The sequence below is a fragment of the Mycobacterium sp. genome (assembly GCF_047975165.1).
Classification (GTDB): domain Bacteria; phylum Actinomycetota; class Actinomycetes; order Mycobacteriales; family Mycobacteriaceae; genus Mycobacterium.
In genome coordinates, this window is sequence record NZ_JBKECZ010000155.1 from 37,482 (window position 1) to 62,255 (window position 24,774).

Sequence of the window (24,774 nt, forward strand, 5' to 3'; positions counted from 1 at the left end):
GCTGGACGGCAGCCCGGTACGCCGCCCCGCTAGTTGACCGGGACGTTGAGAATCGGACGTTGCACACCGGCACCCGGGCCGTCGAAATGCCACCACTCTCCCGAATACACTTTCAACCCACCATAATTCATTGCATCCCGCAGGCGGGTGCGGTTCTGCTGTGCGACAGTGCTGACGCCTTCGGTGGCGAACGCCTTTGCCCGATCGGTGAAGTTGTCGAAATCCGTGCCCATGTCGGCCAGGCAGAATCCGGCCCCCAGCCGCTCGCCAGGGCAGCCGTGGTGCGGATCGGTGAAGGTCACGTCGACCGATCGCGCGGCGACGTGGCTGGTGGCGTACGGGCCCGGACGGGCCACCCAGGCCGGGTTCGGCACCACCTGGTACATCTTGACCTGGACGTCATGCGGGCGGTAGCAGTCCCAGAAGACCAGTAGCTGCCCCTGCGGACGCAGTAGGGTCGCGGCGGCATCCAGGCCCCGCGCCATCGATTGGTGCACCAGACAGCGGGCGTCGGCCGGATACAGCTGTGTTCGGGTGAAGTTGTTTGCGGTGGCGTAACGCAGGTCGACCAGCGCGTCGGGAACGACGGTACGCACGTCGACGAGCCCGGCAGCGGCCGCTTCGGCACTCACCGGGGGCACACCGGGACCGGCGGGAAACGGGGGCCGCAGGGCCCAGCCGGTTCCGGCCAACCCCACCTCGGCCGCGGCGCCGGCCGTTCGCGGTTGTCCTCCGCACACCGCGAGCAGGCAGGCTGCGGCAGCGATCAGCACGGTCTTTCCGAATCGGAACATGGCCCCATTGTCACCGGCGCCGCGCACGAACCCGGTAGCGGCACGGCATCGCCTCGCTACCGGGTCCGGGGGATAGAGTCGCGCCGTGCCCAAAATCAGCGCCTCGTCGGTGGAAGAGCACCGCGAGCAGGTCCAGCAGCGCGTTTTCGAAGCGTTCGCGACGATGATGTCCGAGCACAGTTTCGAAGCGATCAGCATGGCAAAGCTGGCGGCCGCCGCGGGCATAGGGCGTACCGCGATCTACCACCATTTCGCCGACAAGGAAGCGGTGGTGGTCGCTTTCGCCTCCCATGAGACCAGCCGCTACCTCGCGGGGTTGCAGCAGGACCTCGCCGGGGTGACCGACCCGACCGAGCGCATGCGGATCTACGTCCGTCGTCAACTCGACACCGGCCGCCAGTTCCACATGGGGCTGGGGTCGCAACTGTACGGCTCACTGTCCGTGGACACCATGCGCGAGATCCGCGACCACGTGGTGTCGGTCGAGAACGTGTTGCGGTCGATCCTGACCGACGGCGCGGCCAACGGACAATTCGTGATCGACGACGAGGCCGCCACCATGTCGCTGGTGCATGCGTGCCTGGTTCCCCGCAACTTGCCGACGGCAACCGTCGAACATTTCGTGCTGCGAGCTCTCGGGACCGCGGGGTAGGACGGACGTCACAGCGGTTCGCCCGCGATGCTGTGCTATGTTTCTGACAGGTTGTCAATATCGTTTTGACACGTTGTCAACGGTGGCCGGGAGCGGCCATCGGGAGTGAGGAGCAGAAGCATGGCAGTGCACGCGACCGAGGCCACCGGGCCCCTCTCCGTGGCCATGAAGGCGGGTTCGAAGGCCGAACACGAAGCCGCAGAACATTCGTCCTATGTGTCCGAACTGCTCAGCGGGGGCATCAACCCGACCGGCTACGTCGATTACCTACTGCGGTTGCGGATGATCTACGAAGCGCTCGAACAGGCGGTGCGCGCGCGCCGGGACGACCCACTGGTTGCCGCGGTCTACGACCCCGCCCTGGAGCGGCTCGAGGCCATCGACGCCGACTTGGAGCACTGGGCGCCCGGCGTTTCGCGCGACATCGACTCCCCCGCCGCGCGGGCGTACCGTGAACGGCTACTCAACGCCTCCTGGGGCGGTGCGCTGGTGGCGCACCACTACACCCGCTACCTCGGCGACCTCTCCGGCGGTCAGGCCATCGGCAGGATCCTGGACCGCACATTCGATCTGGACGGTGCCGGCCTGTCGTTCTACGAATTCCCGATGCGGCCCAAGCCGTACAAGGACGCCTACCGCGCCAAGGTCGACGGCCTGGGGCTGGAGGGCGACGACATCGAGCGCGCGGTCGAAGAGGTCAAGGTCGCCTTCAGGCTGAACCAAGCACTCTTCGAAGAACTCGCGGAGAACCTGTCGGCCTATCAGCCCGCGGCCTGTTCCGCCTCGGCGTAGCGCACCCGCCGCGTTCAGTGCGGCAGTCGGGTGTGGGTGTGGTGATCGGTCACCGATTCGTAGATCGCGATGAAGATCGCGGCCGCGCCGACACCGGCGAAGAACGGTAGCCAGGCGATCCCGCCATTGGTGTTCTGGTACTCGAAGTGACTCGCCAGCCATGAGCCGGTCAGTCCACCGAGGGCACCGAGCACAATCGTCATCATCGCGCCGATATGTTGTTTGCCCGGCATCACCAAGCGTGCCACCACACCGATGATCGCACCCACGACGACGGCCAGGATTATCGTTCCAACCATTTTCCGCTCCTGTCACCGCGGCGCCCCCGGCAGGCGCCTCATGCAACTTAGGGTTCCCCGAAACAGGGGTTGACTAACATCCCCGCAGCGGTGGGGTGCCGCCGGGCCGTCTGACGGTCGGGCGCGCCGGGCAATCCCGCGGCGCGCCGTCAGCGCGACGATCCGTGCGAGCCACCGCGACCCGACCGGATATAAGTGGACTCTAGTCCGTTTAGTGTCTACTATGGGTCACATGGTTTCTGCGACAGCGAAAATGCGCGATGGGTATACCCCGATGGCGGTGTCAGCGTTCCGGTTCGTCTTCGGGCTGCTGTTCACCATGCACGGCGCCCAGAAGGTGTTCGCCTGGCCGGTGGGAATCGGCAATGGCGGGCCAATCCCGGCCGGGACATGGCCGTTCTGGTACGCCGGCGTCATCGAGCTCGTTCTCGGGACGTTGCTGCTGATCGGCTTGTGGACGCGCCTGGCGGCATTCATCGCTTCCGGGGAGATGGCAGTGGGCTACTTCACCGAGCACCAACCGTCCGCGTTCTGGCCAATCGAGAATGGCGGCGAAGAGGCCGTCATGAACTGCTTCGCGTTCCTGGTTCTGGTGTTCATCGGTGGCGGCGCCGTCGCGGTGGACGCGGTGCGTCAACGCAGAACATGACCGGGAAGAGTCTCCGGTGGCCAGGGGCGGGACCGAACCGCCGACCTTCCGCTTTTCAGTTCGCAGGCGGACATGGTTCCCCAGGTCGCCGAACTATGCGCCACTCCTCTGACCTGAGCTTTCAGTGTGTTGGACTATCAGTCGGGGTGCAGCTCTTGGGACAACTCCGTGACACATCGGTCGGCGGCGGGTCCGCGCCGACCGTTTCCGCCTATCGTCCATCGGGCAAGTTCAGCCATCCTCACCTCCATTGCGATTTTTTCGATTATCACTACCATGAGGGCATGGCTACTACCCCCGCTCCGGAGAAGCTGTCGAGGAAGGGGACGGTCCTTCCTCCGGCGGACCTGCGGGAGCTGTCGGACCTGTCAAAGTTCTTGGACCAGCACACCGAGCCCGCAGTACTACTGGGGCCCGACGGTGAGCAGATCCCACTGCCTATCGAGGTCTACGACGTACTCGTCCGGGTCGTCACCGCGATGGGCAGGCAACAGGCGGTGACCCTTGCCCCTATAGAGCAGCGCCTGACAACCCAGCAGGCCGCCGACCTGCTCGGCATTAGCCGCCCCACCCTGATCAAGCTGATCGACAAAGAAGAGCTGCCCTGTGAGAAGCCCAGCGGGAGCCGTCACCGCCGCGTGCTGCTCAGCGATGTTCTCGACTACCAGAACCGCCGCAGCGCGAAGCGAGATGAGTTGTTGACCAAGCTCGTTCACGATGCCGAGGGTGCTGGGCTCTACGACACACCCGGCGAACGCTACCAAGAGGCCGTACGTCAAGCGCGGACGGAACGTCTCGAAGAGTCCTGATGTCCGGTTTCCGCGTGGTGCTGGACACCTGCGTGCTGGTCCCCATCGTTAAAGCGGACCTGCTGCTCACACTCGCGGCACGCCAGGCATTCCATCCGCTTTGGAGCTGCACCATCTTGCGCGAGTTGTCGCGAGCTATCGTGATCGCCAACCCGACGATGACCGAAGAGCGCGCCACCGTACGAATTATGGACATGAATGCGGCTTTCGAGGATGCCTTGGTCGAGGGGTGGGAGCCCATCGAGGACTGCGTCCCGGGGATCCCCGACCCCAATGATCGTCATGCGGTTGCCGCCGCAATCCGTGGCAACGCAGCAGCAATCGTCACCGACAACACCAAGCACTTCCCCGACGAGGCACTTCGCGAATGGGGACTGCACGCCGTCACCTCCGACGATTTCCTACTCGATCTACTCGATCTGAATCCAATCCGAATGTTGGGCTGCCTCATCGAGATGTCTGACAAGCGAAGGAATCCGCCGACAACGGCCGACGACCTCATTGCGGCGTTGGAGCGTGCAGCACTACCGAAGTTCGCCGGCAAACTGCGTTCGATCCGCGACGACGTTCACGTCCCCGGGTGGCGAAAGTAGTGGCGGCATGTCGGTCCTGACGTAGGTGGGCCATCGCGGGAGTCGCTGTGGTGAAACGTCCAAGGATCACTACCGAGAGGAATACCGCGATGGCCCTGGATCAGTCTGCCTTGCTCGAGGTGCTCGATGCATTGCGCACCGCCGATGCCGGCGAGTGAATCACGCAAGCCGCCGAAACGATCTACCGGGCTCTCATCGAGGAGGAGTCGAACTCCTCTGGGCTGGGTTGCAGACCCTCGGCCAACGCCGGGGCCACATACTTGCGGATGGTCTTGCGGTCGATGCCCAGTGCCTCACTGATCTGCACCTGGGACCGGCCGGCGTTCCAATGCCGGAACATCTCGTCACGTTCCACGATCTCCTCGCCACTCAAGGCTCCTTCCAGGCCCCCTCGCGGGGCGCCCGACCGGAGCGAACCCGAGCAGCACCCCAACCTCCGCCCGAAACGCCCCAAGGGGTGGGGAATTACATGACCGCCGACACTACGCCACTCCTACGCCAGCCTGGCCAGAAAGCCCGGCGCTGACCTTCGCTACGTACAGACAACCCTGGGCCACTCGACGCCGACTGTCACCGCGAACATCTACAGCGACCTCTACTCCGACGAGCTGGACCAGGTCGCAACGAACCTCGATCAGCTCCACGCGACCGAGATTCACTCACCGAAGACCGGACAAGAACCGGACAAAGAAAACTGACAACCGAGTGCGAGACCCGTGTCGACGCAGGTGAAGATGAGTGGCCAGGGGCGGGATCGAACCGCCGACCTTCCGCTTTTCAGGCGGACGCTCGTACCGACTGAGCTACCTGGCCGGAAGCCGGAAGGCAGCGTGTGCCTCGCCGTGCCGGCGACCCTGACGGGACTCGAACCCGCGACCTCCGCCGTGACAGGGCGGCGCGCTAACCAACTGCGCCACAGGGCCTTGCTGTGTTGCTGCTCCACGGTATCCGCGGGAGTACCCCCTACGGGATTCGAACCCGCGCTACCGCCTTGAAAGGGCGGCGTCCTAGGCCGCTCGACGTAGGGGGCCAGAACCGAATCTCTCCGGGGCACTCGCAACGCGATCAACGTTGGGAGCCAAGATAGCTTAGGGCACCCCGGGCCGAATCCTCAAACGAGCAGCGAGCCGGCAACCAGTATTGTGAGTCTCCGCGCCCCTATAGCTCAGTTGGTAGAGCTACGGACTTTTAATCCGCAGGTCGTAGGTTCGAGTCCTACTGGGGGCACCGAACACGCGCCCTACCGGTACCGACTACCGGCAATAGGCCCCGCCACACACACAACGTCGGGGGGCCCGCAGAGCCCGAACCCGCTTGGCTATGCTTCCCGATGTGAACGATGAGGCCCAGCCAAAAGCACCCGTAGCCCTGGTGACGATGGAAATCCGTCACCCCTCCACCGACGCGCTCACCGAGTCGTCGCGTCGGGAAGTCAAGCAAGCCCTCGCCGCAGACCTCCCGATCGAGCGCCAGGCGCAGGACGTTCAGTGGGGCACGACCGCGGCCGGCCAGCCCCCACAGCCGGTCGCCGACCGTTTCGTCCGCTACTCGGACCGCAACAACACCACCGCCGCGTCGCTGAAGAACCAGGCGATCGTCGTCGAGACCACCGCCTACACCAATTTCGACGCCTTCCTGGAGATCGCCAAGCGCGTGGTCGACGCTCGCTCGCAGGTTTCGCCGATCGTGGGCATCGAGCGCATCGGCCTGCGCTTCGTCCTCGAGGTCCGGGTTCCCGCCGGTGTCGACGGCCGGATCGAATGGACCAACTGGATCGACGAGTCGCTGCTCGGCCCGCAGCAGTTGAACCCCGGAGGACTGGCCCTGGCCGAATGGCAGGGCGCGGCGGTGTACCGGGAGCCGCAACCGGGCAGGGCGCTGATCGTGCGCTACGGCCCGGCCACCGGTCAAGCGCTGGACCCCAGCTATCACCTGCGCCGGGTGGCTCCCACCCATGCCGGGCAGTTCTTCCTGATGGACATCGACAGCTTCTGGACGCCGCCATCCGGCGCGATCCCGGAATACAACAGGGAAGCGCTCATCTCGACCTACCAGGATCTGTACCGGCCGGCGCAGACGATATTCCAGGACGTGCTCACCTCACGGCTGAAGGAAGAGTTGCTGCGCACCGAGGGGGCGTAGGACGCGCGCTCTCGTTCGACTACCGCGGCGGCGGCCCCTACCGGGCCAACACCCCTACCGGGCCGCTCAGCCTTGCGGGCAGTAGTGCATTGAATTGCCCCGCTCCTCCACGGGCGGCAGGTTGCGCGCGGGTGTCTGCGGCAGTGGCGCGTCGGCCGCGATGCGCCCCGCTGCGCGGTCGATGCCCGCGCGTGCCCGGGGATGCTTGCGGTACCGGCTGGGAACCAGGGCGAACACCGACCGGACCACATCGCCCAAACGGCGGTGCAGCCATTCGTCGCGGCCCGACCACGTGTAGCCCATTAGCTCGCGCACGCTCGGGTCATACAGGCCGACCGTCACCCAGACGAACAACGGCGCGATCAGCTTGCGCTGCAGGGCCCACACAGCGTCGGGAATCATCTCGGCGAACGGCGGTTTGGGCAGTTCGGTCAGATCGAGCACCGAACGCGCGGCGAAATTGTCCTCCAGCACATTGCGGCACATGTGATCCCAGTAGGTCTGGAACTCCTCCCAGGAGCCCGGCACCGGCCGCATGCTCATGCCGTACATCCGGTACCACTCAACGTGCTCGTCGAAGAGCTGGCGCTTCTGCGCCTCGGTCAGCCCGCCGCAGAATCGCTCGGCCACGATCATGGTGCCGACGAAGAAGGTGGCGTGCGCCCAGTAGAAGACTTCCGGATTCAGTGCGTGGTAGCGACGTCCCTGCGCGTCGACACCCTTGATGTCGACGTGGTAGTCGCGTACCTCCGCACCCGTCGTCGGGGCGCGTTCGCCGTCGAAAACCACTCCCCCGATCGGGTACAGCGAGCGCATGAGCCGGGGCCAGCGTTCCTTGAAGAACGTCGAGTGATCCTCGACCGCGGCACCCAATTGGGGATGCATATTCTGCATCGAGCCCGCCCACGGCCCCTGCAGCATGCCGCGCCAGTCTCCGAAGTACTTCCAGGTCAACGAATCCGGGCCGAGCGGCATCGGCGGCGAGTTGTAACCCGCCACCGACATCGGGCAGCCACCGGCCAGCCCGGCCGACCCTTCGGGCGCCGGCACCGCCGCCGCGCCATTGGCTCCGGCAACAGCTCCGGCGACGACACCGCCGCCAGCGGTGGCCATCGGACAGGCGAGGGACGTATCTTGAGTCACGGGCAACTTCCTCGATTGTCAGCATGTTCTGACTACATGCGTTGTCAAATGGTATCAGGAGCACAGGTGCAGGTGGGTCAACGTCGTGGTCGCTGGTCGGGCGTCCCATTGGCGGACCGTCATGCCATGCGACACGACAAGCTGGTCTCCAGCGGAGTTCAACTACTCGGCTGCGACGACGGATCGGGACTGACCGTGCGTGCGGTCTGTCGCCACGCCGGCCTCACCGAACGCTACTTCTACGAGAGTTTCACCGACCGCGAGCACTTCGTGCGCGCCGTCTACGACCACGTCTGCGCCAGCGCGATGACCGCGCTCACCTCCGCGGAAACCCCCCGCGAGGCCGTCGAGCGGTTCGTCGCACTGATGGTCGACGACCCGGTGCGCGGCCGCGTACTGCTGCTGGCCCCTGCGGTGGAACCGGTGCTGACCCAGTCCGGGGCCGAATGGATGCCCAACTTCATCGAGCTGCTCCAGCGCAAGCTGTCCCGGATCGGCGACCCGGTGGTGCAGAAACTGGTCGCAACCAGTTTGATCGGAGCGCTGACCGGGCTGTTCACCGCCTATCTGAACGGACACCTGGGCGCCAGCCGTCGGCAGTTCATCGACTACTGCGTGGAGATGCTGCTCAGCACCGCGGCCACCCATGTGCCGCAGATGCGCCTCGATTGACGTGGGCCGAACGGTGAAGCGGCACACCGCAGGCCCAACTTGATGCTACTCATAGACACAGATATATTGGCGGCTACTCAAAGACAGATAACTGGAGGGCGCCATGTCAGCCGCGCTGACCGACCTGCAGCTGCTGCACGAACTTGAACCGGTCGTCGAGAAGTTACTCAACCGGCACATCGACATGCACAAGAGCTGGAACCCGCACGACTACATCCCATGGTCGGACGGCAGGAACTACTACGCCCTGGGCGGCCAGGAGTGGCACCCGGAGGAGAGCCCGCTGTCCGAGGTCGCTCAGGTGGCGATGGTGCAGAACCTGGTGACCGAGGACAACCTGCCGTCGTATCACCGCGAGATCGCCATGAACATGGGCCAGGACGGCGCCTGGGGCCAGTGGGTGAACCGGTGGACGGCCGAGGAGAACCGGCACGGCATCGCGCTGCGCGACTACCTGGTGGTGACCCGATCGGTCGACCCCGTCGAACTGGAACTGCTGCGCATGGAAGTGGTGAACCGAGGCTTCAGCCCCGGCCAGAACTTCCAGGGTGGACTCTTCGCCGAGAGCGTTACCGACTCCGTCATCTACGTCAGCTTCCAGGAGCTGGCCACCCGGGTTTCGCACCGCAACACCGGCAGAGAGTGCCAGGATCCGGTCGCCAGCCAGCTGATGGCCAAGATCTCGGCCGACGAGAACCTGCACATGATCTTCTACCGCGATGTCAGCGAAGCCGCGTTCGACCTGGTGCCCAACGACGCGATGAAGTCGCTGCACATGATCCTGCACAACTTCAAGATGCCCGGCTTCCAGGTTCCCGAGTTCCGGCGCAAAGCGGTGGTCATCGCCGTCGGGGGTGTCTACGACCCGCACATCCACCTCAACGAGGTGGTCCGGCCCGTGTTGAAGAAGTGGCGCATCTTCGAGCGCGAGGACTTCACCGGCGAGGGCGCCAGGATGCGCGACGACCTCGCCGTGCTGGTCAAAGAACTCGAGCTGGCCTGCGAGAAGTTCGACGAGTCCAAGCGGCGTCAACTCGAACGGGAGCTGCGCACCGGCAAGAAGGTCCACGCCTACGAACTGCACAAGACCGCCGGCAAGCTGACCATGAGCCGCCGGTAGCCACCTTGCGGATCGGCCCGATCGAGCTGGCCAGCCCGGTTGTCCTGGCTCCGATGGCGGGCGTGACCAACGTCGCCTTCCGCACGCTGTGCCGCGAATTCGGCGAGCTGCCCCAGACACCGCAGGCACCGCAGCGCCAGTCGAACCCCCGGACCGTCAACGGGCTCTACGTCTGCGAGATGGTCACCGCACGGGCACTCACCGAGCGCCACCCGGTCACCCTGCACATGACGGCGTTCGCCCCGGAGGAATCCCCGCGTTCCCTGCAGCTCTACACCGTCGACCCGGACACCACCTACGCGGCGGCCAGAATGATCGCCGACGAGGGGCTGGCCGACCACATCGACATGAATTTCGGCTGCCCGGTGCCCAAGGTGACCCGACGCGGCGGCGGGGCGGCACTGCCGTTCAAGCGGCGGCTGTTCGGCCGGATCATCGCCGCCGCGGTGCGCGCCACCGCCGGTACGGCCATCCCGGTGACCGTCAAGTTCCGCATCGGCATCGACGACGAACACCACACCCATCTCGACGCGGGGCGCATCGCCGAATCCGAGGGCGCCGCGGCGGTGGCGCTGCACGCCCGCACCGCCGCCCAGCGCTACTCCAGCACCGCGGACTGGAATCAGATCGCGGCCCTCAAACAGCAGGTGCGCACGATCCCGGTGCTCGGCAACGGCGACATCTACGACGCCAGCGACGCCCTGGCCATGATGGCTTCGACCGGTTGTGACGGCGTGGTCATCGGACGCGGCTGCCTGGGCCGGCCGTGGCTGTTCGCCGAGTTGTCGGCCGCGTTCAGCGGACGTCCGGCCCCGGTTCCGCCGACCCTGGGCGAGGTGGCCGACATCATTCGGCGTCACGGCGCGCTGCTGACCGCCCATTTCGGCGAGGACAAGGGCATGCGCGACATCCGCAAACACGTCTCCTGGTATCTGCATGGCTTCCCGGCCGGCCCGGAGCTGCGGCGGGCACTGGCGCTGGTCAAGACGCTCGACGAACTCGACGAGCTACTCGGCCGACTCGATGCCGACAGCCCTTTCCCGGCAGTCGGCAGCGGCCCGCGCGGCCGGCAGGGCTCGCCGGCCCGGGTGCTATTGCCCGAGGGCTGGCTGGACGACCCCGACGAGTGCCGGGTGCCCGAGGGCGCCGACGTCATGCACTCCGGCGGCTAGGTCCGGACAGTTAAGCGCTCTTCGCGGGGTGTCAGTGGGTTGTGAGCCCAACCGAGACAGCGGTGAAATCGCGTTGTCGCGCAGAAATCAGTACTATATGAGGCTTAATTGTATTCGCACGGCGTCGGCGCTCAAAGCACCGCGTTGACCTGCGCAGACAGCTGCGCGCACATGTCGTGGACGCGCGCATCAGACATTCGGAGGCCGGCAGGAAATGACCAAGGTCGATGCCTCCCACCCTCGCGAGCCCAATCGAACAGGTGGCCACGCAGACGGTCCGCTGAGTGTAGCCGACCTACTTGCCCGGCTCGGTGCACCCACGCCGGCGCGTCCGGCACGTCACCGCGAGGTCCGGGAACCGGACACCGGATCACCGGCCCGCGGCGACGGTGACGACAAGTGCGACACCCTGGCCATCCCGGTCCCCGCCTATCTGCTTGAGCGCAAGTCCGAACTGCCCGACCTCGGTGCACCCGAACACCAGCGCCCAGCGGGAAGGCAGCGCCCAGCGGGAAGGCAGCGCCCAGCGGGAAGGCAGCGCCCAGCGGAGAGGCAGCGCCCAGCGGAGAGGCAGCGCCCGGGCAACAGGCCGCCGCCGGCCAGACAACACCACAAGCGCGGCTGGCGCCCACTCCTGATCGCCGCACGCTCGGTAGCGGCCCTGATCGCCCTGCTGTCATTGGTGCTGACCGGCGGTGCATACGAATGGAGTGCTTCGAAGAACCATCGGTTGAACACCGTGAACGCACTGGATCCACAGTCAGCGGACATCATCAACGCCAACGGGCAGCACGGCGACGAGAACTTCCTCATCGTGGGGATGGATTCGCGCCTGGGAGCCAACGCCGATGTCGGCGCCGGCGACGCCGACGATGCCGACGGCTCCCGGTCGGACACCATGATGCTGGTCAATGTTCCCGCCGACCGGTCGCGGGTGGTAGCGGTGTCTTTCCCGCGCGACCTGGCGATCAGCCCCATCCGGTGCGAATCCTGGGATCCGGAGAACGGCAAGTACGGACCGGTCTACAACCGTAAGACCAGGACAACAGGGCCCCGATGGGTCTACACCGAGACCAAACTGAACTCGGCATTTTCCTTCGGCGGCCCCAAATGTCTGGTCAAGGTCATCCAGAAGCTGTCGGGCTTGAGTATCAACCGCTTCATCGCTGTCGATTTCGTCGGCTTCGGCCGCATGGTCGAAACGCTCGGCGGCGTCGAAGTGTGCAGCACGACCCCGCTGATGGACGCCGAACTGGGCACGGTGCTCGCACATGCGGGCCGCCAGATGGTCGACGGAACGACCGCGCTGAACTACGTGCGCGCGCGTCAGGTCACCACCGAGACCAACGGCGACTACGGCCGCATCAAGCGTCAGCAACTATTCATGTCGTCGCTGCTGCGCTCGATGATCTCCGAAGACACGCTGATGAACCTCACCAAGCTCAACAACGTCGTCAACCTGTTCATCAACAACAGCTACGTCGACAATGTCCAGACCAAAGACCTTGTGGCGTTGGGCAGATCGCTGCAGCACATGGCGGCCGGGCATGTCACATTCATCACCGTTCCCACCGGCGTGACCGATGAGGACGGCAACGAACCGCCGCGGACGGCGGACATGAAAGCGCTGTTCACCGCGATCATCGACGATGACCCGCTGCCCGACGAGAACGACCAGAACGCAAGCAGGTTGGGATCCACCCGAACGACACGGCCCACGCCCTCACCGTCTACGGCCGGCAAGCCCGCGACGCAGAGCCTGTCCGAGGAAACCCGCCAGTTGGAGCTGACCACGACATCGCCGAACAAGATCACGGTGCAGGTCTCCAACGGCACCCCCACCGTCGGCCTGGGTGCTCGCGCCACCAAAGAGCTACGGCACAACGGCTTCAAAGTCGACGACCCCGACGACTACCCCAGCGCACTGAAGACGACCACGGTGTTCTACTCACCCGGCAACGAGCAGGCCGCGGCCACCGTCGCCGCAACATTCGGCAAATCGAAGCTGGTGCGAGTCACCGGCCTCGGGTCAACCGTGCAGGTCGTCCTCGGACCGGATTTCACCTCGGTGGGCACTCCGCCGGGTAGCGGCTCCACGGTGACCATGCAGATCAACAGGAACTCGACCAGCACACCGACCGAACTTCCCGAGGACCTGACAGTCACCAACGCCGCCGACACCACGTGCAACTAGCCCCGCCGACGTGATGCGCGACCCCCGACCCGATGGTCAGAACGTAGGCTAACCAAATGCGAACCGCTTACCAGGAGCAGCTCTCGGAACTTTCCGAGCGACTCGGGCAGATGTGCGAACTCGCCGGGATGGCGATGGAACGGGCCACCCAGGCCCTACTGCAAGCCGACTTGCTGCTGGCCGAACAGGTGATCTCCGACCACGAACAGATCTCGAAGCTGAGCACCCAGGCCGAGGAGAGCGCATTCGTTTTGCTGGCCCTGCAGGCGCCGGTCGCCGGCGACCTTCGCTCAATCGTCAGCGCCATTCAGATGGTGGCCGACATCGACCGGATGGGTGCGCTGGCCCTGCACGTCGCAAAGATCGCCCGGCGCCGGCACCCTCAGCACGCACTACCCGAGGAAGTCAACGGCTATTTCGCTGAAATGGGCCGGCTTGCGGTCGAATTGGGCAACAGTGCCCAGGAGGTGCTGATATCGCGGGATCCCGAGAAGGCCGCCCGGATCCGCGAAGAAGACGACGCGATGGACGACCTGCACCGGCACTTGTTCAGCGTGCTGATGGACCGGGAATGGAAGCACGGCGTGGCGGCTGCCGTTGATGTGACGCTGCTGGGCCGGTTCTACGAACGCTTCGCCGATCACGCGGTCGAGGTGGCGCGAAGAGTCATCTTCCAGGCGACGGGCAAGTACACCGAAAGTGAGCAGATGTCCCCGCCGGCTCAGCCGAACCGGCCGGAGATGTAGTCCTCGGTCGCCTTCTTCGCCGGATTCGAGAAGATCTTCTCGGTGTCGTCGATCTCCACCAGACGGCCGGGCCCACCCACGGCATCCAGGTTGAAGAACGCGGTCTGGCCGCTCACCCGCGCGGCCTGCTGCATGTTGTGGGTGACGATGACGATGGTGTAGTCCTGCTTCAACTCACTGATGAGTTCCTCGATCGCCATGGTCGATATGGGATCGAGCGCCGAGCATGGTTCGTCCATCAACAGCACGTCCGGCTGCACCGCGATAGCCCGCGCGATGCACAGTCGCTGCTGCTGCCCGCCGGACAATCCGCCGCCGGGTCTGTCCAGCCTGTCCTTGACCTCGCCCCAGAGATTCGCACCCCGCAGCGAATGCTCGGCGGCCTCTTCGAGGACAGCACGGTTGCGCACCCCCTGCAACTTCAGGCCCGCTACCACGTTGTCGCGAATGGACATGGCGGGGAAAGGATTCGGCCGCTGAAAGACCATTCCTATCGCGCGCCGCACCCCAACCGGATCGATGCGCGCTCCATAGATGTTCTCGTCGTCCAACAACACGCTGCCGTCGACCCGGGCACCGGGGATCACCTCATGCATCCGGTTCAGCGTGCGCAGCACGGTGGTCTTGCCGCATCCCGAAGGACCGATGAAGGCGGTCACGCTGCGCGGCAACACCGACAGCGAAACATCGGCCACCGCATGAAACGACCCGTAATAGATGTTGACATCTTTGAGGTCCAGCCGTTTGGCCACGTGATTGCGCACCTGCCTTCCACGAGTCGGGGGCAAAGATCTCGACGACGGCCCGGGCGCCTGTCTGCCTTCAGGAGCCCGGTCGGGCGCCGGTCGCCGCTCACCGCAGTGCGTCGATCGCGGCGACCAGACGCTCCTTGACCTTATCTGGCAGCGGAAGGTAGCCCGCGGCCGAAAGACCCTCCTGTCCCCGGCCGGCGGCGGCGGTGAGGAAGGACTTGATCGCGGCGGCGGTGTCCCCGTCGTATCCCTTCGAACACACGATCTCGTAACTGGCCAGCACCAGCGGGTAGGACTTGGGATCCTCGGCGGTGTAGACCGGTGTCAATTCCAGCACCAGATCGTTGCCATGCCCGGCGACCGTCACGGCACGGATCGCGTTCCCGGCGGTCGCCTCGGTCAGCCGCACGACACCCTTACCCGTCTCGAGCCGGGCAAACGGGATCGAAGCGTGGTCGGCGGAGCTCTTCCCGACGTAGCCGATGGCTCCGGGAGTCGACCGCACCGCCTCGATCACTCCGGCCGACCGCTGAGCCCCCTCCCCCACCCCGCCCTGGAACTCGATGCCCACTCCCCATGTCCAGCTTTGCGGCGCCGCGGCTGTCAGGTATTTCTGGAAGTTGTCGGTTGTTCCCGACGAGTCTTCCCGATAGATCGGCGTGATCGTCGTGCCGGGCAGCTTCACACCGGGATTGAGCGCCGCCAGGGTCGGGTCGTCCCAGCGCAGGATGCCTCCGCTGAATATCTTCGCCAGCGCATCGGAATCAACAACCAGATCCGGGATGTCGGCCAGGTTGTACACGATGGCGATGGGCCCCAAGGACAGCGGCAGATCCCAAGCCGGATTCCCGCCGCAACGGTCGGCGGCCGGCGCGAGTTGTTCGGCGACCAACGGCGAGTCCGATCCGGCGAAGTCCACGTGGCCGGCGATGAATTGTTCGCGCCCCACTCCGGATCCGGTGGCTTCGTACGACACCTGCTTTCCGGGACACAATTGGCCCCACGTCGTGTTGAACAACGCCATGGCTTTCTGCTGCGCCGTCGATCCCTCGGCGGTCAACCGGTCCTTCCCCAGGCACGATTCCCGGCCGGCAGCACCCCCGCTGGCCGAGGTCGATACCCCGCCGTCGTCATCGCTGCCACAGGCGGTCACCACCGAACCGAAGATCAGCGTCGCCACCGACGCCATCGCCACTGTCCTTCCTGCCGAGACGAGTTTCATCGATCACACTCCCTGGACACTTCTTGGATCGCGTACGCGGTATCGACGCTGTACACGGAGAATCCCGCATTTTCGTACGTCGGCACCGCCGCGGTGTTGTCGGACTCCACATAGAGCATGGCGGCCGGGTCGGCTTTGGCGGCCAGTCGCCGCGCCAACGACTCCAGGCCGATTGCCGTCAACGTCTGACCCAGGCCACGGCCCTGAGCAGCCGGATCGACGCCGAGCACATATACCTCGCCGAGCCCGTCCGGGTCGGGATGAACTTTGGTCCAGTGAAACCCCAGCAGCCGGCCGTTGATTTCCGACGCGGTGCCCGCCGCGGCCTCCGGAGCATTCGAGAAGGCCAGGAACAGACCCGCCGGATCGAACCACTGCTCCCGGCGCCGCTCATCGATGTCGCGCTCGGTCCACCCGCCCTGCTCCGGGTGGGAGACAAACGCGGCGTTGTTGACCCGGAGCAGCTCGGCGTCGTCGGCGGAGCCCGCGTAGGTGCGGATCCGCAAGCCGCGCAGGCGGTCTGGATTCACCGGTGCGAGGGCATCGCGCAGCGCACATCGCATCTGCAACAGTTCGCGTACCGCGACCAAACCCACCGAAGCCGCCGTCGCCCGGGCAGCGTCAAGCGTGCCGTGCGCCCAGAACCGGTTCCGGCCTGCGGTGTTGTCCAGTGCCGCGCGAGCCAGTTCGGCGCCGACGCCACATCGCCGGGCCTCCGGGTGCACCACCAATTCCGCCATCGCAGCGGCGGTGTCCCGCGACGGGCTCAGGTTGAGGTAGCCGACGATCACGTCGCCGGCATTGTCATCGGTCGCCAGCAAATGCTCGGTCCGATCCCGCGACAGTTCCCGCAGCACCTGCTCACCGACCGGTGAGACACCATCCATTTCTTTTGCGGCAGTCACGATTTGACGAATATCCTGTTGCTCTTCGGCAGTCAGCGACGACCGCCAGCCCAGGACCGTCATTGGTCGTGCACTGGGTCGGCGAGCGAGTCCCGCGGGTCTTCGTCCCCGGCCGCGGCTTCGTCCTCCGGCTCGCCGCCGCCGTCGTCGGCAACCTCGCCCGCCCCCGCGGCCGAAGTACTGCCACGTGGCGGCCGCACGGCTTTGTAGCCCACGTTGCGCACGGTGCCGATCAAGGCTTCATGCTCGGAGCCGAGCTTGGCCCGCAGGCGACGCACGTGCACGTCGACTGTGCGGGTGCCGCCGAAGAAGTCGTAGCCCCACACCTCGTGCAGCAGCTGTGCACGAGTGAACACCCGGCCGGCGTGTTGGGCCAGGTACTTCAGCAGCTCGAACTCCTTGTACGTCAAGTCCAACGGGCGTCCACGCAATCGGGCGGTGTAGGTACCTTCGTCGACCACCAGCTCACCCAGGCTCACCTTGCCCAGGTTTTCTTGGTCGGCCAAACCCACTCGCCGCCCCATCACCAGCCGCAACCGGGCGTCGATCTCGGCCGGCCCCGCACCGGGCAGCAAAATCTCATCCAGGCCCCAGTCAGCGCTCACGGCCACCAACCCGCCCTCGCCGACGACTGCCAGCACCGGCACCGATCTACCCGCCGTACCCAACAAGCGACACAGCCCGCGGGCCGCCGAAAGGTCGTTGCGCGCATCCACCAGCACGGCATCGGCGTGGCCGGCCTCCAGCAGCGACGACGGCTCGGCCGGCACGGTGCGCACGGTGTGCGACAGCAACGACAGCGACGGTAGGACAGCATCGGGATCCAACTCCGATGTCAGCAGCAATAACTCCAACAAGCCCTCCAGCGTCGTGGGCGGGGCGTTTCGTACGTGTCGCGGTGACGTCAACGGCCAAACCCGTCTAACGATAACTTGCCGACACCGATTTGGCCGCCGACGTGGTGTTTCGCCAGGCGTGACCCGCGGTGTCACAATGTCCCGGTGCGAAAGCGGCTCGTCGGTGCGTCCGCGGCGACGCTCGCCGTCCTGGGGTTCGGCGCGATCTGCGTCGACTGCGGGGCGAGCATCTACGCCGAGTACCGGCTGTCGACAAGCGTCCGGGACGTAGCAGGCCTGGGGTCGGACCCTTTCGTGGCGATCCTGGCGTTTCCGTTCATTCCCCAAGCGATGCACCGGCACTACGACGAGCTGGAAATCAAGGCGCATGCGGTCGACCACGCCGCCGTCGGCAAAGCCACCCTGGAAGCCACAATGCACTCGATCGATCTGACCGACGCATCCTGGCTGATCCAGCCCGACGCCAAGCTGCCGGTCGGCGAGCTGGAAAGCCGCATCATCATCGACTCGGTTCATCTCGGGCGCTACCTGGGCATTACCGATCTTATGGTCGAGGTACCACCCAAGGAGTCCAACGACGCCACCGGAGGAACCACCGAATCGGGAATATCGGGCAGCCAGGGACTGGTGTTCACCGGCACCCCGAAATCGGCGGAGTTCGATCATCGCGTCAGCATCTCGGTCGATCTGTCCATCGACCCCGACGATTCCGCGACCCTCGTCATCACCCCGACCGGTGTGCTACTCGGTCCCAATACCGCCGATCAGCCGGTTCCCGACGACAAGCTGGCCGCGGTGCTGCATGCCTTCACCGGCAGGCTCGCAAACCAGGTACTGCCGTTCGGGCTGGCGCCGGACACGGTGGGGGCACGGGGTTCGGACGTCATCATCGAGGGCATCGCCGACAACGTCACCATCGACCTCCGCGGATTCAAAAGGTCGTGACATGGGCGTTCGGTTCGCCGCATCCTGCCCGTCGGGAGCACCAGAGCCCGTCGTTGGCTCGATCCGCCTGCAATTGGGTAAGCTGACCGCCGTGTCAGCCCGTGTCGAGCTTGTGCTCACCAAGCGCCGCGCAGTCGACCTGTGCCGCCCCGCGGGTGGTTTCTGTAGCTGCTGACGTGCCGCGCCCATCTGCGCGGCACTCGGAGCGGCCGAGGATTTTCACTGCGGCATGTCTCCCACGCGCAACATTCATACCTAGGAGTACATCCATGCGGAGTACCGATCGAGTTGGAATGAGCAATGCACCCGGGCAAGGGCTGACATTGCCGGCCGGCGTCGACCTGGCGAAGGAAACCGTGATCACCGGCCGCGTCGTAGACTGCGACGGGCAGGCCGTCGGTGGGGCGTTCGTCCGATTGCTGGACTCCTCCGACGAGTTCACCGCCGAGGTTGTCGCAACCGCCACCGGTGACTTCCGGTTCTTCGCAGCACCGGGATCCTGGACGGTGCGGGCACTGTCCGGGCCGGCCAACGGAGACGCGGCGGTGGTGCCGTCGGGTGCGGGCCTGCATGAAGTGGACATCAAGATCGCCTGATCTCGCGCACGGATGCCCGCGCGGGGATACGGGGGTGCACCGGAGCGCAAGGCCGAATAGACTCATCCCCGTGGTGCTGTTTTTCGAGATACTGCTGGTCCTGGCGAGCGGAACCATCTCCTGGTTCGCCTTGTACGCGCTCTACCGGTTGATCAACGACGAGTCGTGACATCCGCCGACGGCGACGACGCGACAGGCGCCGTCGGGGGTTCGGGGGACCATGGCGTCGCCGCTGGCGATCGGCCCGAGACGGCGACGGCTGCCCGCAACATTCCGGTCTTCAATGACTTGCCACTGCCCGGCGACACGGCCAACCTCCGCGAGGGGGCCGGCCTGCACGACGCACTGCTGGCGCTGCTGCCGCTGGTCGGTGTCTGGCGGGGCGAAGGCGAAGGCACCGGCGCCGGCGCCGGCGCCGGCGGCGACTACCGATTCGGCCAGCAGATCGTGGTCTCCCACAACGGTGGCGACTATCTGAATTGGGATGCACGATCCTGGCGCGTCGACGAGGCCGGCGACTACCAAGCGCCGGACCTGCGCGAAACGGGCTTCTGGCGATTCGTGCACGATCCCGAAGACCCATCGGAGTCCCAGGCGATCGAGTTCCTGCTGGCCCATTCGACCGGTTTCGTCGAATTGTTCTACGGACGGCCCCGCACCCCGTCATCGTGGGAACTGGCAACCGACGCGCTGGCCCGTAGCCGCTCCGCCGAGCTGGTCGGCGGCGCCAAACGCCTCTACGGAATCGTCGAGGGGGGCGACTTGGCCTATGTGGAGGAGCGGGTCGACGCCGACGGCGGCCTGACACCCCACCTGTCCGCCCGGCTGCGCCGTTTCGCCGGATAGCGGCCGTCCCGGTTCGCCGGATCGCTACCGGTCGCTCATGATCGCCGCGTCGACCAAGTCGGCGAACCCATCCGCAAACGGGGCACGCGGCAGGCGCCCGCCGTTCAACGTGTGCACCCGGGCGGCCAGCGTCATGCTGGAAACCAGCCAGATCCCTTGCGCCTCAGCGATATCCGAAACGCGAAGCGGCGCGTAGTCGCAGTCGTAGCCGCTGGCGCGGGCCACTTCGAAGAGCGCCTGCTGAGTGGTGCCCCGCAGGATCGGATACCAGGGCGGTGGAGTCAGCAGGCACGGGTTGCCGGCGACCCCTCCGGACCCCCGGCCGGCGTCGACCGCGATCACCACCGTCGAGCGCGGGCCCTCGAGAATGTAACCGTCGGTGCTGACGAAGATGACGTCATCGGCACCCGTCCTGGCGGCATGGCGCAGAACGGCCATGTTGACCGCGTAGGACAACGTCTTGGCGCCGGCCAGCAGCCAGGGCATTGCGTCGACGCCCTCCGCCGGGAGTCCCCGGTCCAGCGTCATCGCCGACACCCCCGCGCGGCGCACCGCGACGACGCGATCCGGGACCGGGTTGACGGTCACGTAGGCCGTGGGTGCCGAACCGATCTCCCGGCCCCGGCTGTAGATCAGGCGCAATGCCGCTTCGTCGCCGGTGGCCTCAACCCAACGCCTGGTGGCCAGGTCGATCGCGCGGCGCCAGCCGGCAAGGTCCGGCACGGGCAGGTCCATCATCGCCGCGGACTGGGTCAGGCGTTGCAGATGGGACTCGATCAGGCATGCCGTGCCGTCGCGAATCAGCAGCGTCTCGAAGACTCCGTCGCCGCGCACCGCCGCCAGGTCGTCCGCACACAGCAGCGGCGTCCCGGGGTCCACGATCTCGCCGTCGAGTGTGACGACCACACCAGCCATGGGGAGTCAGCCTATCCGCTGCTCACCGAACGGCTGCTCACCGAACGGCTGCTCACCGAACGGCTGCTCGTCGACAGCCGGGCCTCCGCCGGCGCCGGCGGTTGACCGGCCCGGGGGTGCCCGGGCACTGGTCCGTAGGGTTGACCTGTGGCAGCAGTTCCCGTTCCCGGACCCGGCACCGACGCGGGTTCGACCTGGCACTACGGCGATCCGCTGGGTGAACAGCGCGCGGGTCAGACCGATGCGATAGTCATCGACCGCTCACATCGCGGGGTGATCGCACTGGCCGGCGACGACCGGCAGACCTGGCTGCACAACATCTCCACCCAACATGTCAGCGATCTGCCGGAGGGTGCCGGCACCGAAAATCTGAGCCTCGACGCCCAGGGCCGGGTCGAAGACCACTGGCGGCAAACCGAACTCGGGGGCACCACCTACCTCGACACCGAACCGTGGCGGGCTGAGCCGCTGTTGGATTACTTGCGCAAAATGGTTTTCTGGTCGGATGTCACGGTGGCGGCGTCCGATCTTTCCGTGCTGTCCCTGCTCGGGCCGCGGCTGGCGGACCGCGCCGTCCTCGACGCGTTGCGGCTCGACGCGTTGCCCGGTGTCTGGCTGGCGTCGCCGCTGCCGGGCGGCGGTTTTGTCCGGCGGTTGCCTCCCGGGCCGGACGGTGCCGTCGAACTGGACCTGCTGGTATCTCCCGCCGAATCCGCCGGCTGGTCCCAGCGCCTTAGTCGGGTCGGGGTGCGCCGCGCCGGTGTCTGGGCCTACGAAGCGCACCGGGTTGGCGCCGTGCGGCCGCGGCTGGGAGTGGACACCGACGAGCGCACGATCCCGCACGAAGTTCGCTGGATCGGCGGCCCGGGAGAGGGCGCGGTGCACCTGGACAAGGGGTGCTACCGCGGCCAGGAAACGGTCGCGCGGGTGCACAACCTGGGTAGACCCCCCCGCATGCTCGTTCTGCTGCAGCTGGACGGCTCGGGGGACCGGCCTTCGACCGGCGATAAGGTGCTCGCCGGCGGCCGCACGGTCGGCCGGCTGGGAACCGTCGTCGAGCACGTCGACCTCGGCCCGGTGGCGCTGGCGCTGCTCAAGCGTGGCATTCCCGCCGGTACCGACCTGCTCACCGGCAGCGACGGTGACCTGGCCGCGGTGATCGATGCCCAATCGCTGCCGCCCGAAGACGAGGCGGGTGCCGGACGGCTCGCGGTCGAGCGGCTGCGTGGCGGCGGCCGCTGATCCGCGGTAGCCTTAGCACCAACGTCTACCAGGGCGACTGCCCGCTGGCAGGGCGCGCCCACGTCGGGCCGCGCGGCACGGTAAGCTGTTCGCAGGACATCAAAGACACCAGGAGATCGGAGCCGCCTCCTCGCCGGGCCGCTCCGTTATTTCGTGAGGGGGTTCCCCCATGGGCCGCGGCCGGGCTAAAGCAAAGCAGACGAAGGTTGCTCGAGAACTGAAATACAGCTCCCCGCAGACCGACTTCCAGCGGCTTCAGCGCGAGCTGTCCGGAACGGACGCCGACGAATCCGACGCGGCGGATGGCCGGGATTCGTGGGACGACGAGCCCGACTGGCGCCGCTGAACCCGAAACCGCAGTTGGTCCCGACGCTCAGAATCTCGGGTGCTGACCAACCATCTTGGCCCGCACGTCTCCCTTGGCGCCCTTGCCCACCGCCCCGAGCACCCAGCAGTTCAGGTGCCGGGCGGTAAGAACCGCCAGGGCCCGATCGGTGTCCTCGGGTGTCACCACGGCGATCATACCGACGCCCATGTTGAACGTCTTCTCCATCTCCGCCCGGGCGATCCGGCCACGCTGGGCGATCATGACGAACACCGGAGCCGGCGTCCAGGTGCCGCGATCCACCTCGGCCACCAGGCCGTGCGGAATGACCCGCGCCAAATTGCCCGCCAGGCCTCCGCCGGTAACGTGGCAAAACGTCCGGACGTGGGTCTCGGCGGCCAGCGCCAGGCAATCCTTGGCGTAGATCAGGGTGGGCTCGAGAAGTTCCTCGCCCAATGTGCGACCGAACTCCTCCACGTGACCGTCCAGGTTCATCCGGTCGATCTCCAGCAGGACCGTCCGGGCCAGCGAATATCCGTTGGAGTGCAGCCCCGAGGAGCCCATGCCGATGATGACGTCGCCGGGCCTGACCCGGTCCGGGCCCAGCGCGTCGTCGGCCTCGACGACACCCACACCGGTCGCCGAGATGTCGTAGTGATCCGGTGCCATCAGCCCCGGATGTTCGGCCGTCTCACCGCCCAGCAGGGCGCATCCCGCCCGTACACAGCCCTCGGCGATGCCGCCGACGATCGCGGCGACCCGCTCCGGGACGGTGCGGCCGACCGCGATGTAATCCTGCAGGAAAAGCGGTTCCGCACCACATACCACCAGGTCATCGACCACCATGGCGACCAGATCCAGTCCGACGGTGTCGTGTTTGTCCATCGCCTGGGCCACAGCCAGTTTGGTACCGACGCCGTCGGTGGACGACGCAAGCAGCGGCTCGCGGTAGCCGTCGCGGAGTGCGAACAGACCGGCGAATCCACCGAGACCGCCGTGCACCTCGGGCCTGGTGGCTTTGGTCGCCAGCGGTTTGAGCAGGTCCACGGCGCGATCGCCGGCGGCAATGTCCACCCCTGCCGATGCGTAGGTGATGCCCTGGTTGCCCGCGCCTCTTCTGCTGCCTCGTCGGGGATCCTTCATCGGGGTAAAGGCTACCGGTCGGCGGGCACCGCCGGTATCGGGCGTCAGGTGGACGCCGGATTCCGGCAACCCGGCCCCGACGGCCTGCCAACCGGACCGATTCACCGCTGTCGGTGGTGTTGGTGCAAGGGCGTTAGTTCGAAGGCGCTGGTGGCGAGGGCGCTGGTGCGAGGCGCTAGTGCGAAGCGGGAACTTCTGGAACGTCGCCTCCGGAGAGGTCGCCCAATCCGGCTCCGCGGGCCGCGTTGGCCAGCATGTGCTCGATGACGTTCTTGCCCAGGGCGGTCTCGCCGGGGAGCTCGATCGGATAGCTGCCGTCGAAGCAGGCCGTGCACAACCGGGAAGTGGACTGCTCGGTGGCGCCGGTCAGCCCGCGCAGCGAAATGTGCCCGAGCGTGTCGGCGTTGATCGCGTGCCGCACCGCATCGAGCGCCTCGTCCTCGTCGTCCACGGCATTGGCGATCAGCTCGGCGGGCGAGGGGAAGTCGATACCGTAGAAGCACGGCCACTTCACCGGCGGGGACGCGATGCGCACATGGACCTCTACGGCACCGGCCTCACGCAGCATCCGCACCAGCGCACGTTGGGTGTTGCCGCGCACGATCGAGTCGTCGACGACGATCAGCCGCTTGCCGCGGATCACTTCTTTGAGTGGATTCAGCTTGAGCCGGATACCGAGCTGCCGGATGGTCTGCGACGGCTGGATGAAGGTGCGCCCGACATAGGCGTTCTTCATCAGGCCCTGGCCGTAGGGAATGCCGGATTCCTGGGCGTAACCGACCGCGGCGGGAATGCCCGATTCCGGGACTCCGATCACCAGGTCGGCGTCCACCGCGCATTCGCGGGCGAGTCGTCGCCCGATCTCCAGCCGGGCACTGTGGATGGATCGGCCGGCGATGGTGCTGTCCGGCCTGGCCAGGTAGACGTACTCGAAGACGCAGCCCTTCGGTGAGGGGTTGGCAAAGCGGGTCGAGCGCACCCCGTCGGCGTCGATCGCCAGCAGCTCGCCCGGTTCGATGTCTCGGACGAACGAGGCCCCGACAATGTCCAGCGCGGCGGTCTCGGAAGCCACCACCCAACCGCGGTCCAGCCGCCCGAGCGACAGTGGCCGCACACCGTGCGGATCACGGCAGGCATACAGGGTGTTCTCGTCCATGAATGTCAGGCAGAACGCTCCGCGCACGGTCGGTAGCAGTTCGAGTGCCGCCTGCTCCAGGCTGGAGTCGGCCGCTCCGTGGGCGAGCAGGGC

General features: G+C 66.3%; 26 protein-coding genes, 5 tRNA genes and 2 pseudogenes. 18 read left to right on the plus strand and 15 right to left on the minus strand.

Going from position 1 to position 24,774, the window contains the following annotated elements:
- Positions 1 to 29 precede the first annotated feature (29 nt).
- Positions 30 to 794: a M15 family metallopeptidase gene (locus ACK5M9_RS14540; RefSeq protein ID WP_416893859.1), complete on the minus strand. Its 765-nt coding sequence runs from the start codon at positions 792 to 794 to the stop codon at positions 30 to 32.
- Between the two features lie 85 nt (positions 795 to 879).
- Here ACK5M9_RS14540 and ACK5M9_RS14545 point away from each other — a divergent pair, with 85 nt between their 5' ends.
- Together ACK5M9_RS14545 and ACK5M9_RS14550 are read left to right on the plus strand one after the other, a co-directional pair.
- Complete coding sequence (locus ACK5M9_RS14545; RefSeq protein ID WP_416893860.1) at positions 880 to 1,446, plus strand: TetR/AcrR family transcriptional regulator; 567 nt, start codon at positions 880 to 882, stop codon at positions 1,444 to 1,446.
- A 120-nt stretch (positions 1,447 to 1,566) separates the two neighbouring features.
- Positions 1,567 to 2,238 (plus strand): heme oxygenase (biliverdin-producing), encoded by a 672-nt coding sequence (locus ACK5M9_RS14550; RefSeq protein ID WP_416893861.1) that lies wholly within the window; start codon positions 1,567 to 1,569, stop codon positions 2,236 to 2,238.
- Positions 2,239 to 2,252: 14 nt separating this feature from the next.
- Here ACK5M9_RS14550 and ACK5M9_RS14555 read toward each other — a convergent pair whose 3' ends face one another.
- A complete protein-coding gene (locus tag ACK5M9_RS14555; RefSeq protein WP_416893862.1) occupies positions 2,253 to 2,537 on the minus strand; it encodes a GlsB/YeaQ/YmgE family stress response membrane protein in 285 nt (94 codons plus the stop codon).
- A 232-nt stretch (positions 2,538 to 2,769) separates the two neighbouring features.
- Between ACK5M9_RS14555 and ACK5M9_RS14560 the strand changes: the two genes are divergently transcribed.
- Complete coding sequence (locus ACK5M9_RS14560) at positions 2,770 to 3,186, plus strand: DoxX family protein (protein WP_416893863.1); 417 nt, start codon at positions 2,770 to 2,772, stop codon at positions 3,184 to 3,186.
- A gap of 17 nt (positions 3,187 to 3,203) precedes the next feature.
- On the opposite strand, the gene ACK5M9_RS14565 is transcribed toward ACK5M9_RS14560, so the two are convergent.
- A tRNA-Pro gene (locus ACK5M9_RS14565) sits at positions 3,204 to 3,276 on the minus strand.
- A gap of 194 nt (positions 3,277 to 3,470) precedes the next feature.
- Between ACK5M9_RS14565 and ACK5M9_RS14570 the strand changes: the two genes are divergently transcribed.
- On the plus strand, positions 3,471 to 3,995 hold the full coding sequence (locus ACK5M9_RS14570; RefSeq protein WP_416893864.1) for a helix-turn-helix domain-containing protein: 525 nt from the start codon (positions 3,471 to 3,473) through the stop codon (positions 3,993 to 3,995).
- Positions 3,995 to 4,588, plus strand: a complete 594-nt coding sequence (locus ACK5M9_RS14575; RefSeq protein WP_416893865.1) for a PIN domain-containing protein — start codon at positions 3,995 to 3,997, stop codon at positions 4,586 to 4,588. The genes ACK5M9_RS14570 and ACK5M9_RS14575 overlap by 1 nt, the downstream gene beginning before the upstream one ends.
- A gap of 214 nt (positions 4,589 to 4,802) precedes the next feature.
- Here the strand turns inward: ACK5M9_RS14575 and ACK5M9_RS14580 are convergent.
- Positions 4,803 to 4,946: pseudogene (locus tag ACK5M9_RS14580) on the minus strand (integrase); the annotation flags it as partial.
- A 124-nt stretch (positions 4,947 to 5,070) separates the two neighbouring features.
- Between ACK5M9_RS14580 and ACK5M9_RS14585 the strand changes: the two are divergent.
- Positions 5,071 to 5,286: pseudogene (locus ACK5M9_RS14585) on the plus strand (site-specific integrase); the annotation flags it as partial.
- Positions 5,287 to 5,327: 41 nt separating this feature from the next.
- Here ACK5M9_RS14585 and ACK5M9_RS14590 read toward each other — a convergent pair.
- The 3 genes from ACK5M9_RS14590 to ACK5M9_RS14600 all read right to left on the minus strand — a co-directional run bounded on the left by ACK5M9_RS14590 (position 5,328) and on the right by ACK5M9_RS14600 (position 5,618).
- Positions 5,328 to 5,401, minus strand: a tRNA-Phe gene (locus ACK5M9_RS14590).
- Positions 5,402 to 5,437: 36 nt separating this feature from the next.
- Positions 5,438 to 5,511 (minus strand) — tRNA-Asp (locus tag ACK5M9_RS14595).
- 34 nt (positions 5,512 to 5,545) lie between these two features.
- A tRNA-Glu gene (locus ACK5M9_RS14600) sits at positions 5,546 to 5,618 on the minus strand.
- 124 nt (positions 5,619 to 5,742) lie between these two features.
- On the opposite strand from ACK5M9_RS14600, the gene ACK5M9_RS14605 reads away from it, so the two are divergent.
- A tRNA-Lys gene (locus tag ACK5M9_RS14605) sits at positions 5,743 to 5,815 on the plus strand.
- 93 nt (positions 5,816 to 5,908) lie between these two features.
- On the plus strand, positions 5,909 to 6,730 hold the full coding sequence (locus ACK5M9_RS14610; protein ID WP_416893866.1) for a TIGR04255 family protein: 822 nt from the start codon (positions 5,909 to 5,911) through the stop codon (positions 6,728 to 6,730).
- A gap of 66 nt (positions 6,731 to 6,796) precedes the next feature.
- On the opposite strand, the gene ACK5M9_RS14615 is transcribed toward ACK5M9_RS14610, so the two are convergent.
- Complete coding sequence (locus ACK5M9_RS14615; protein WP_416893884.1) at positions 6,797 to 7,843, minus strand: oxygenase MpaB family protein; 1,047 nt, start codon at positions 7,841 to 7,843, stop codon at positions 6,797 to 6,799.
- A gap of 96 nt (positions 7,844 to 7,939) precedes the next feature.
- Here ACK5M9_RS14615 and ACK5M9_RS14620 point away from each other — a divergent pair, with 96 nt between their 5' ends.
- The 5 genes from ACK5M9_RS14620 to phoU all read left to right on the plus strand — a co-directional run bounded on the left by ACK5M9_RS14620 (position 7,940) and on the right by phoU (position 13,777).
- On the plus strand, positions 7,940 to 8,545 hold the full coding sequence (locus tag ACK5M9_RS14620) for a TetR/AcrR family transcriptional regulator (protein WP_416893867.1): 606 nt from the start codon (positions 7,940 to 7,942) through the stop codon (positions 8,543 to 8,545).
- A gap of 103 nt (positions 8,546 to 8,648) precedes the next feature.
- The gene (locus ACK5M9_RS14625) at positions 8,649 to 9,665 is read left to right on the plus strand and encodes an acyl-ACP desaturase (RefSeq protein ID WP_416893868.1); all 1,017 of its coding nucleotides are present in this window, start codon (positions 8,649 to 8,651) and stop codon (positions 9,663 to 9,665) included.
- Between the two features lie 5 nt (positions 9,666 to 9,670).
- Complete coding sequence (gene dusB / locus ACK5M9_RS14630; protein ID WP_416893869.1) at positions 9,671 to 10,837, plus strand: tRNA dihydrouridine synthase DusB; 1,167 nt, start codon at positions 9,671 to 9,673, stop codon at positions 10,835 to 10,837.
- Positions 10,838 to 11,051: 214 nt separating this feature from the next.
- On the plus strand, positions 11,052 to 13,031 hold the full coding sequence (locus ACK5M9_RS14635) for an LCP family protein (protein ID WP_416893870.1): 1,980 nt from the start codon (positions 11,052 to 11,054) through the stop codon (positions 13,029 to 13,031).
- A gap of 56 nt (positions 13,032 to 13,087) precedes the next feature.
- The gene (gene phoU, locus ACK5M9_RS14640) at positions 13,088 to 13,777 is read left to right on the plus strand and encodes a phosphate signaling complex protein PhoU (RefSeq protein WP_416893871.1); all 690 of its coding nucleotides are present in this window, start codon (positions 13,088 to 13,090) and stop codon (positions 13,775 to 13,777) included.
- On the opposite strand, the gene pstB is transcribed toward phoU, so the two are convergent.
- The 4 genes from pstB to ACK5M9_RS14660 all read right to left on the minus strand — a co-directional run bounded on the left by pstB (position 13,753) and on the right by ACK5M9_RS14660 (position 17,513).
- Positions 13,753 to 14,529: a phosphate ABC transporter ATP-binding protein PstB gene (gene pstB, locus ACK5M9_RS14645; RefSeq protein WP_416893885.1), complete on the minus strand. Its 777-nt coding sequence runs from the start codon at positions 14,527 to 14,529 to the stop codon at positions 13,753 to 13,755. The genes phoU and pstB overlap by 25 nt on opposite strands.
- A gap of 100 nt (positions 14,530 to 14,629) precedes the next feature.
- The gene (gene pstS / locus ACK5M9_RS14650) at positions 14,630 to 15,751 is read right to left on the minus strand and encodes a phosphate ABC transporter substrate-binding protein PstS (RefSeq protein ID WP_416893872.1); all 1,122 of its coding nucleotides are present in this window, start codon (positions 15,749 to 15,751) and stop codon (positions 14,630 to 14,632) included.
- Complete coding sequence (gene mshD, locus ACK5M9_RS14655) at positions 15,748 to 16,719, minus strand: mycothiol synthase (RefSeq protein WP_416893873.1); 972 nt, start codon at positions 16,717 to 16,719, stop codon at positions 15,748 to 15,750. Before mshD ends, pstS begins: the two co-directional genes overlap by 4 nt.
- Complete coding sequence (locus ACK5M9_RS14660; protein ID WP_416893874.1) at positions 16,716 to 17,513, minus strand: winged helix-turn-helix transcriptional regulator; 798 nt, start codon at positions 17,511 to 17,513, stop codon at positions 16,716 to 16,718. The genes mshD and ACK5M9_RS14660 overlap by 4 nt, the downstream gene beginning before the upstream one ends.
- Positions 17,514 to 17,657: 144 nt before the next feature.
- Here ACK5M9_RS14660 and lmeA point away from each other — a divergent pair, with 144 nt between their 5' ends.
- The 3 genes from lmeA to ACK5M9_RS14675 all read left to right on the plus strand — a co-directional run bounded on the left by lmeA (position 17,658) and on the right by ACK5M9_RS14675 (position 19,900).
- On the plus strand, positions 17,658 to 18,458 hold the full coding sequence (lmeA, locus tag ACK5M9_RS14665) for a mannan chain length control protein LmeA (protein WP_416893875.1): 801 nt from the start codon (positions 17,658 to 17,660) through the stop codon (positions 18,456 to 18,458).
- A gap of 293 nt (positions 18,459 to 18,751) precedes the next feature.
- Positions 18,752 to 19,054, plus strand: a complete 303-nt coding sequence (locus ACK5M9_RS14670) for a DUF1416 domain-containing protein (RefSeq protein ID WP_416893886.1) — start codon at positions 18,752 to 18,754, stop codon at positions 19,052 to 19,054.
- Between the two features lie 165 nt (positions 19,055 to 19,219).
- Positions 19,220 to 19,900: an FABP family protein gene (locus ACK5M9_RS14675; protein ID WP_416893876.1), complete on the plus strand. Its 681-nt coding sequence runs from the start codon at positions 19,220 to 19,222 to the stop codon at positions 19,898 to 19,900.
- A gap of 24 nt (positions 19,901 to 19,924) precedes the next feature.
- On the opposite strand, the gene ACK5M9_RS14680 is transcribed toward ACK5M9_RS14675, so the two are convergent.
- On the minus strand, positions 19,925 to 20,806 hold the full coding sequence (locus ACK5M9_RS14680) for an aminodeoxychorismate lyase (protein ID WP_416893887.1): 882 nt from the start codon (positions 20,804 to 20,806) through the stop codon (positions 19,925 to 19,927).
- Positions 20,807 to 20,962: 156 nt separating this feature from the next.
- Between ACK5M9_RS14680 and ACK5M9_RS14685 the strand changes: the two genes are divergently transcribed.
- Positions 20,963 to 22,057: a YgfZ/GcvT domain-containing protein gene (locus tag ACK5M9_RS14685; RefSeq protein ID WP_416893877.1), complete on the plus strand. Its 1,095-nt coding sequence runs from the start codon at positions 20,963 to 20,965 to the stop codon at positions 22,055 to 22,057.
- Between the two features lie 169 nt (positions 22,058 to 22,226).
- Positions 22,227 to 22,403: a DUF3073 domain-containing protein gene (locus tag ACK5M9_RS14690; protein ID WP_416893878.1), complete on the plus strand. Its 177-nt coding sequence runs from the start codon at positions 22,227 to 22,229 to the stop codon at positions 22,401 to 22,403.
- Between the two features lie 27 nt (positions 22,404 to 22,430).
- Here the strand turns inward: ACK5M9_RS14690 and purM are convergent, their stop codons facing one another.
- Both purM and purF read right to left on the minus strand, forming a co-directional pair.
- The gene (purM, locus tag ACK5M9_RS14695; RefSeq protein WP_416893879.1) at positions 22,431 to 23,525 is read right to left on the minus strand and encodes a phosphoribosylformylglycinamidine cyclo-ligase; all 1,095 of its coding nucleotides are present in this window, start codon (positions 23,523 to 23,525) and stop codon (positions 22,431 to 22,433) included.
- A gap of 175 nt (positions 23,526 to 23,700) precedes the next feature.
- Positions 23,701 to 24,774: amidophosphoribosyltransferase (gene purF, locus ACK5M9_RS14700; RefSeq protein WP_416893880.1), on the minus strand; the 1,074-nt coding region annotated here is incomplete at its 5' end.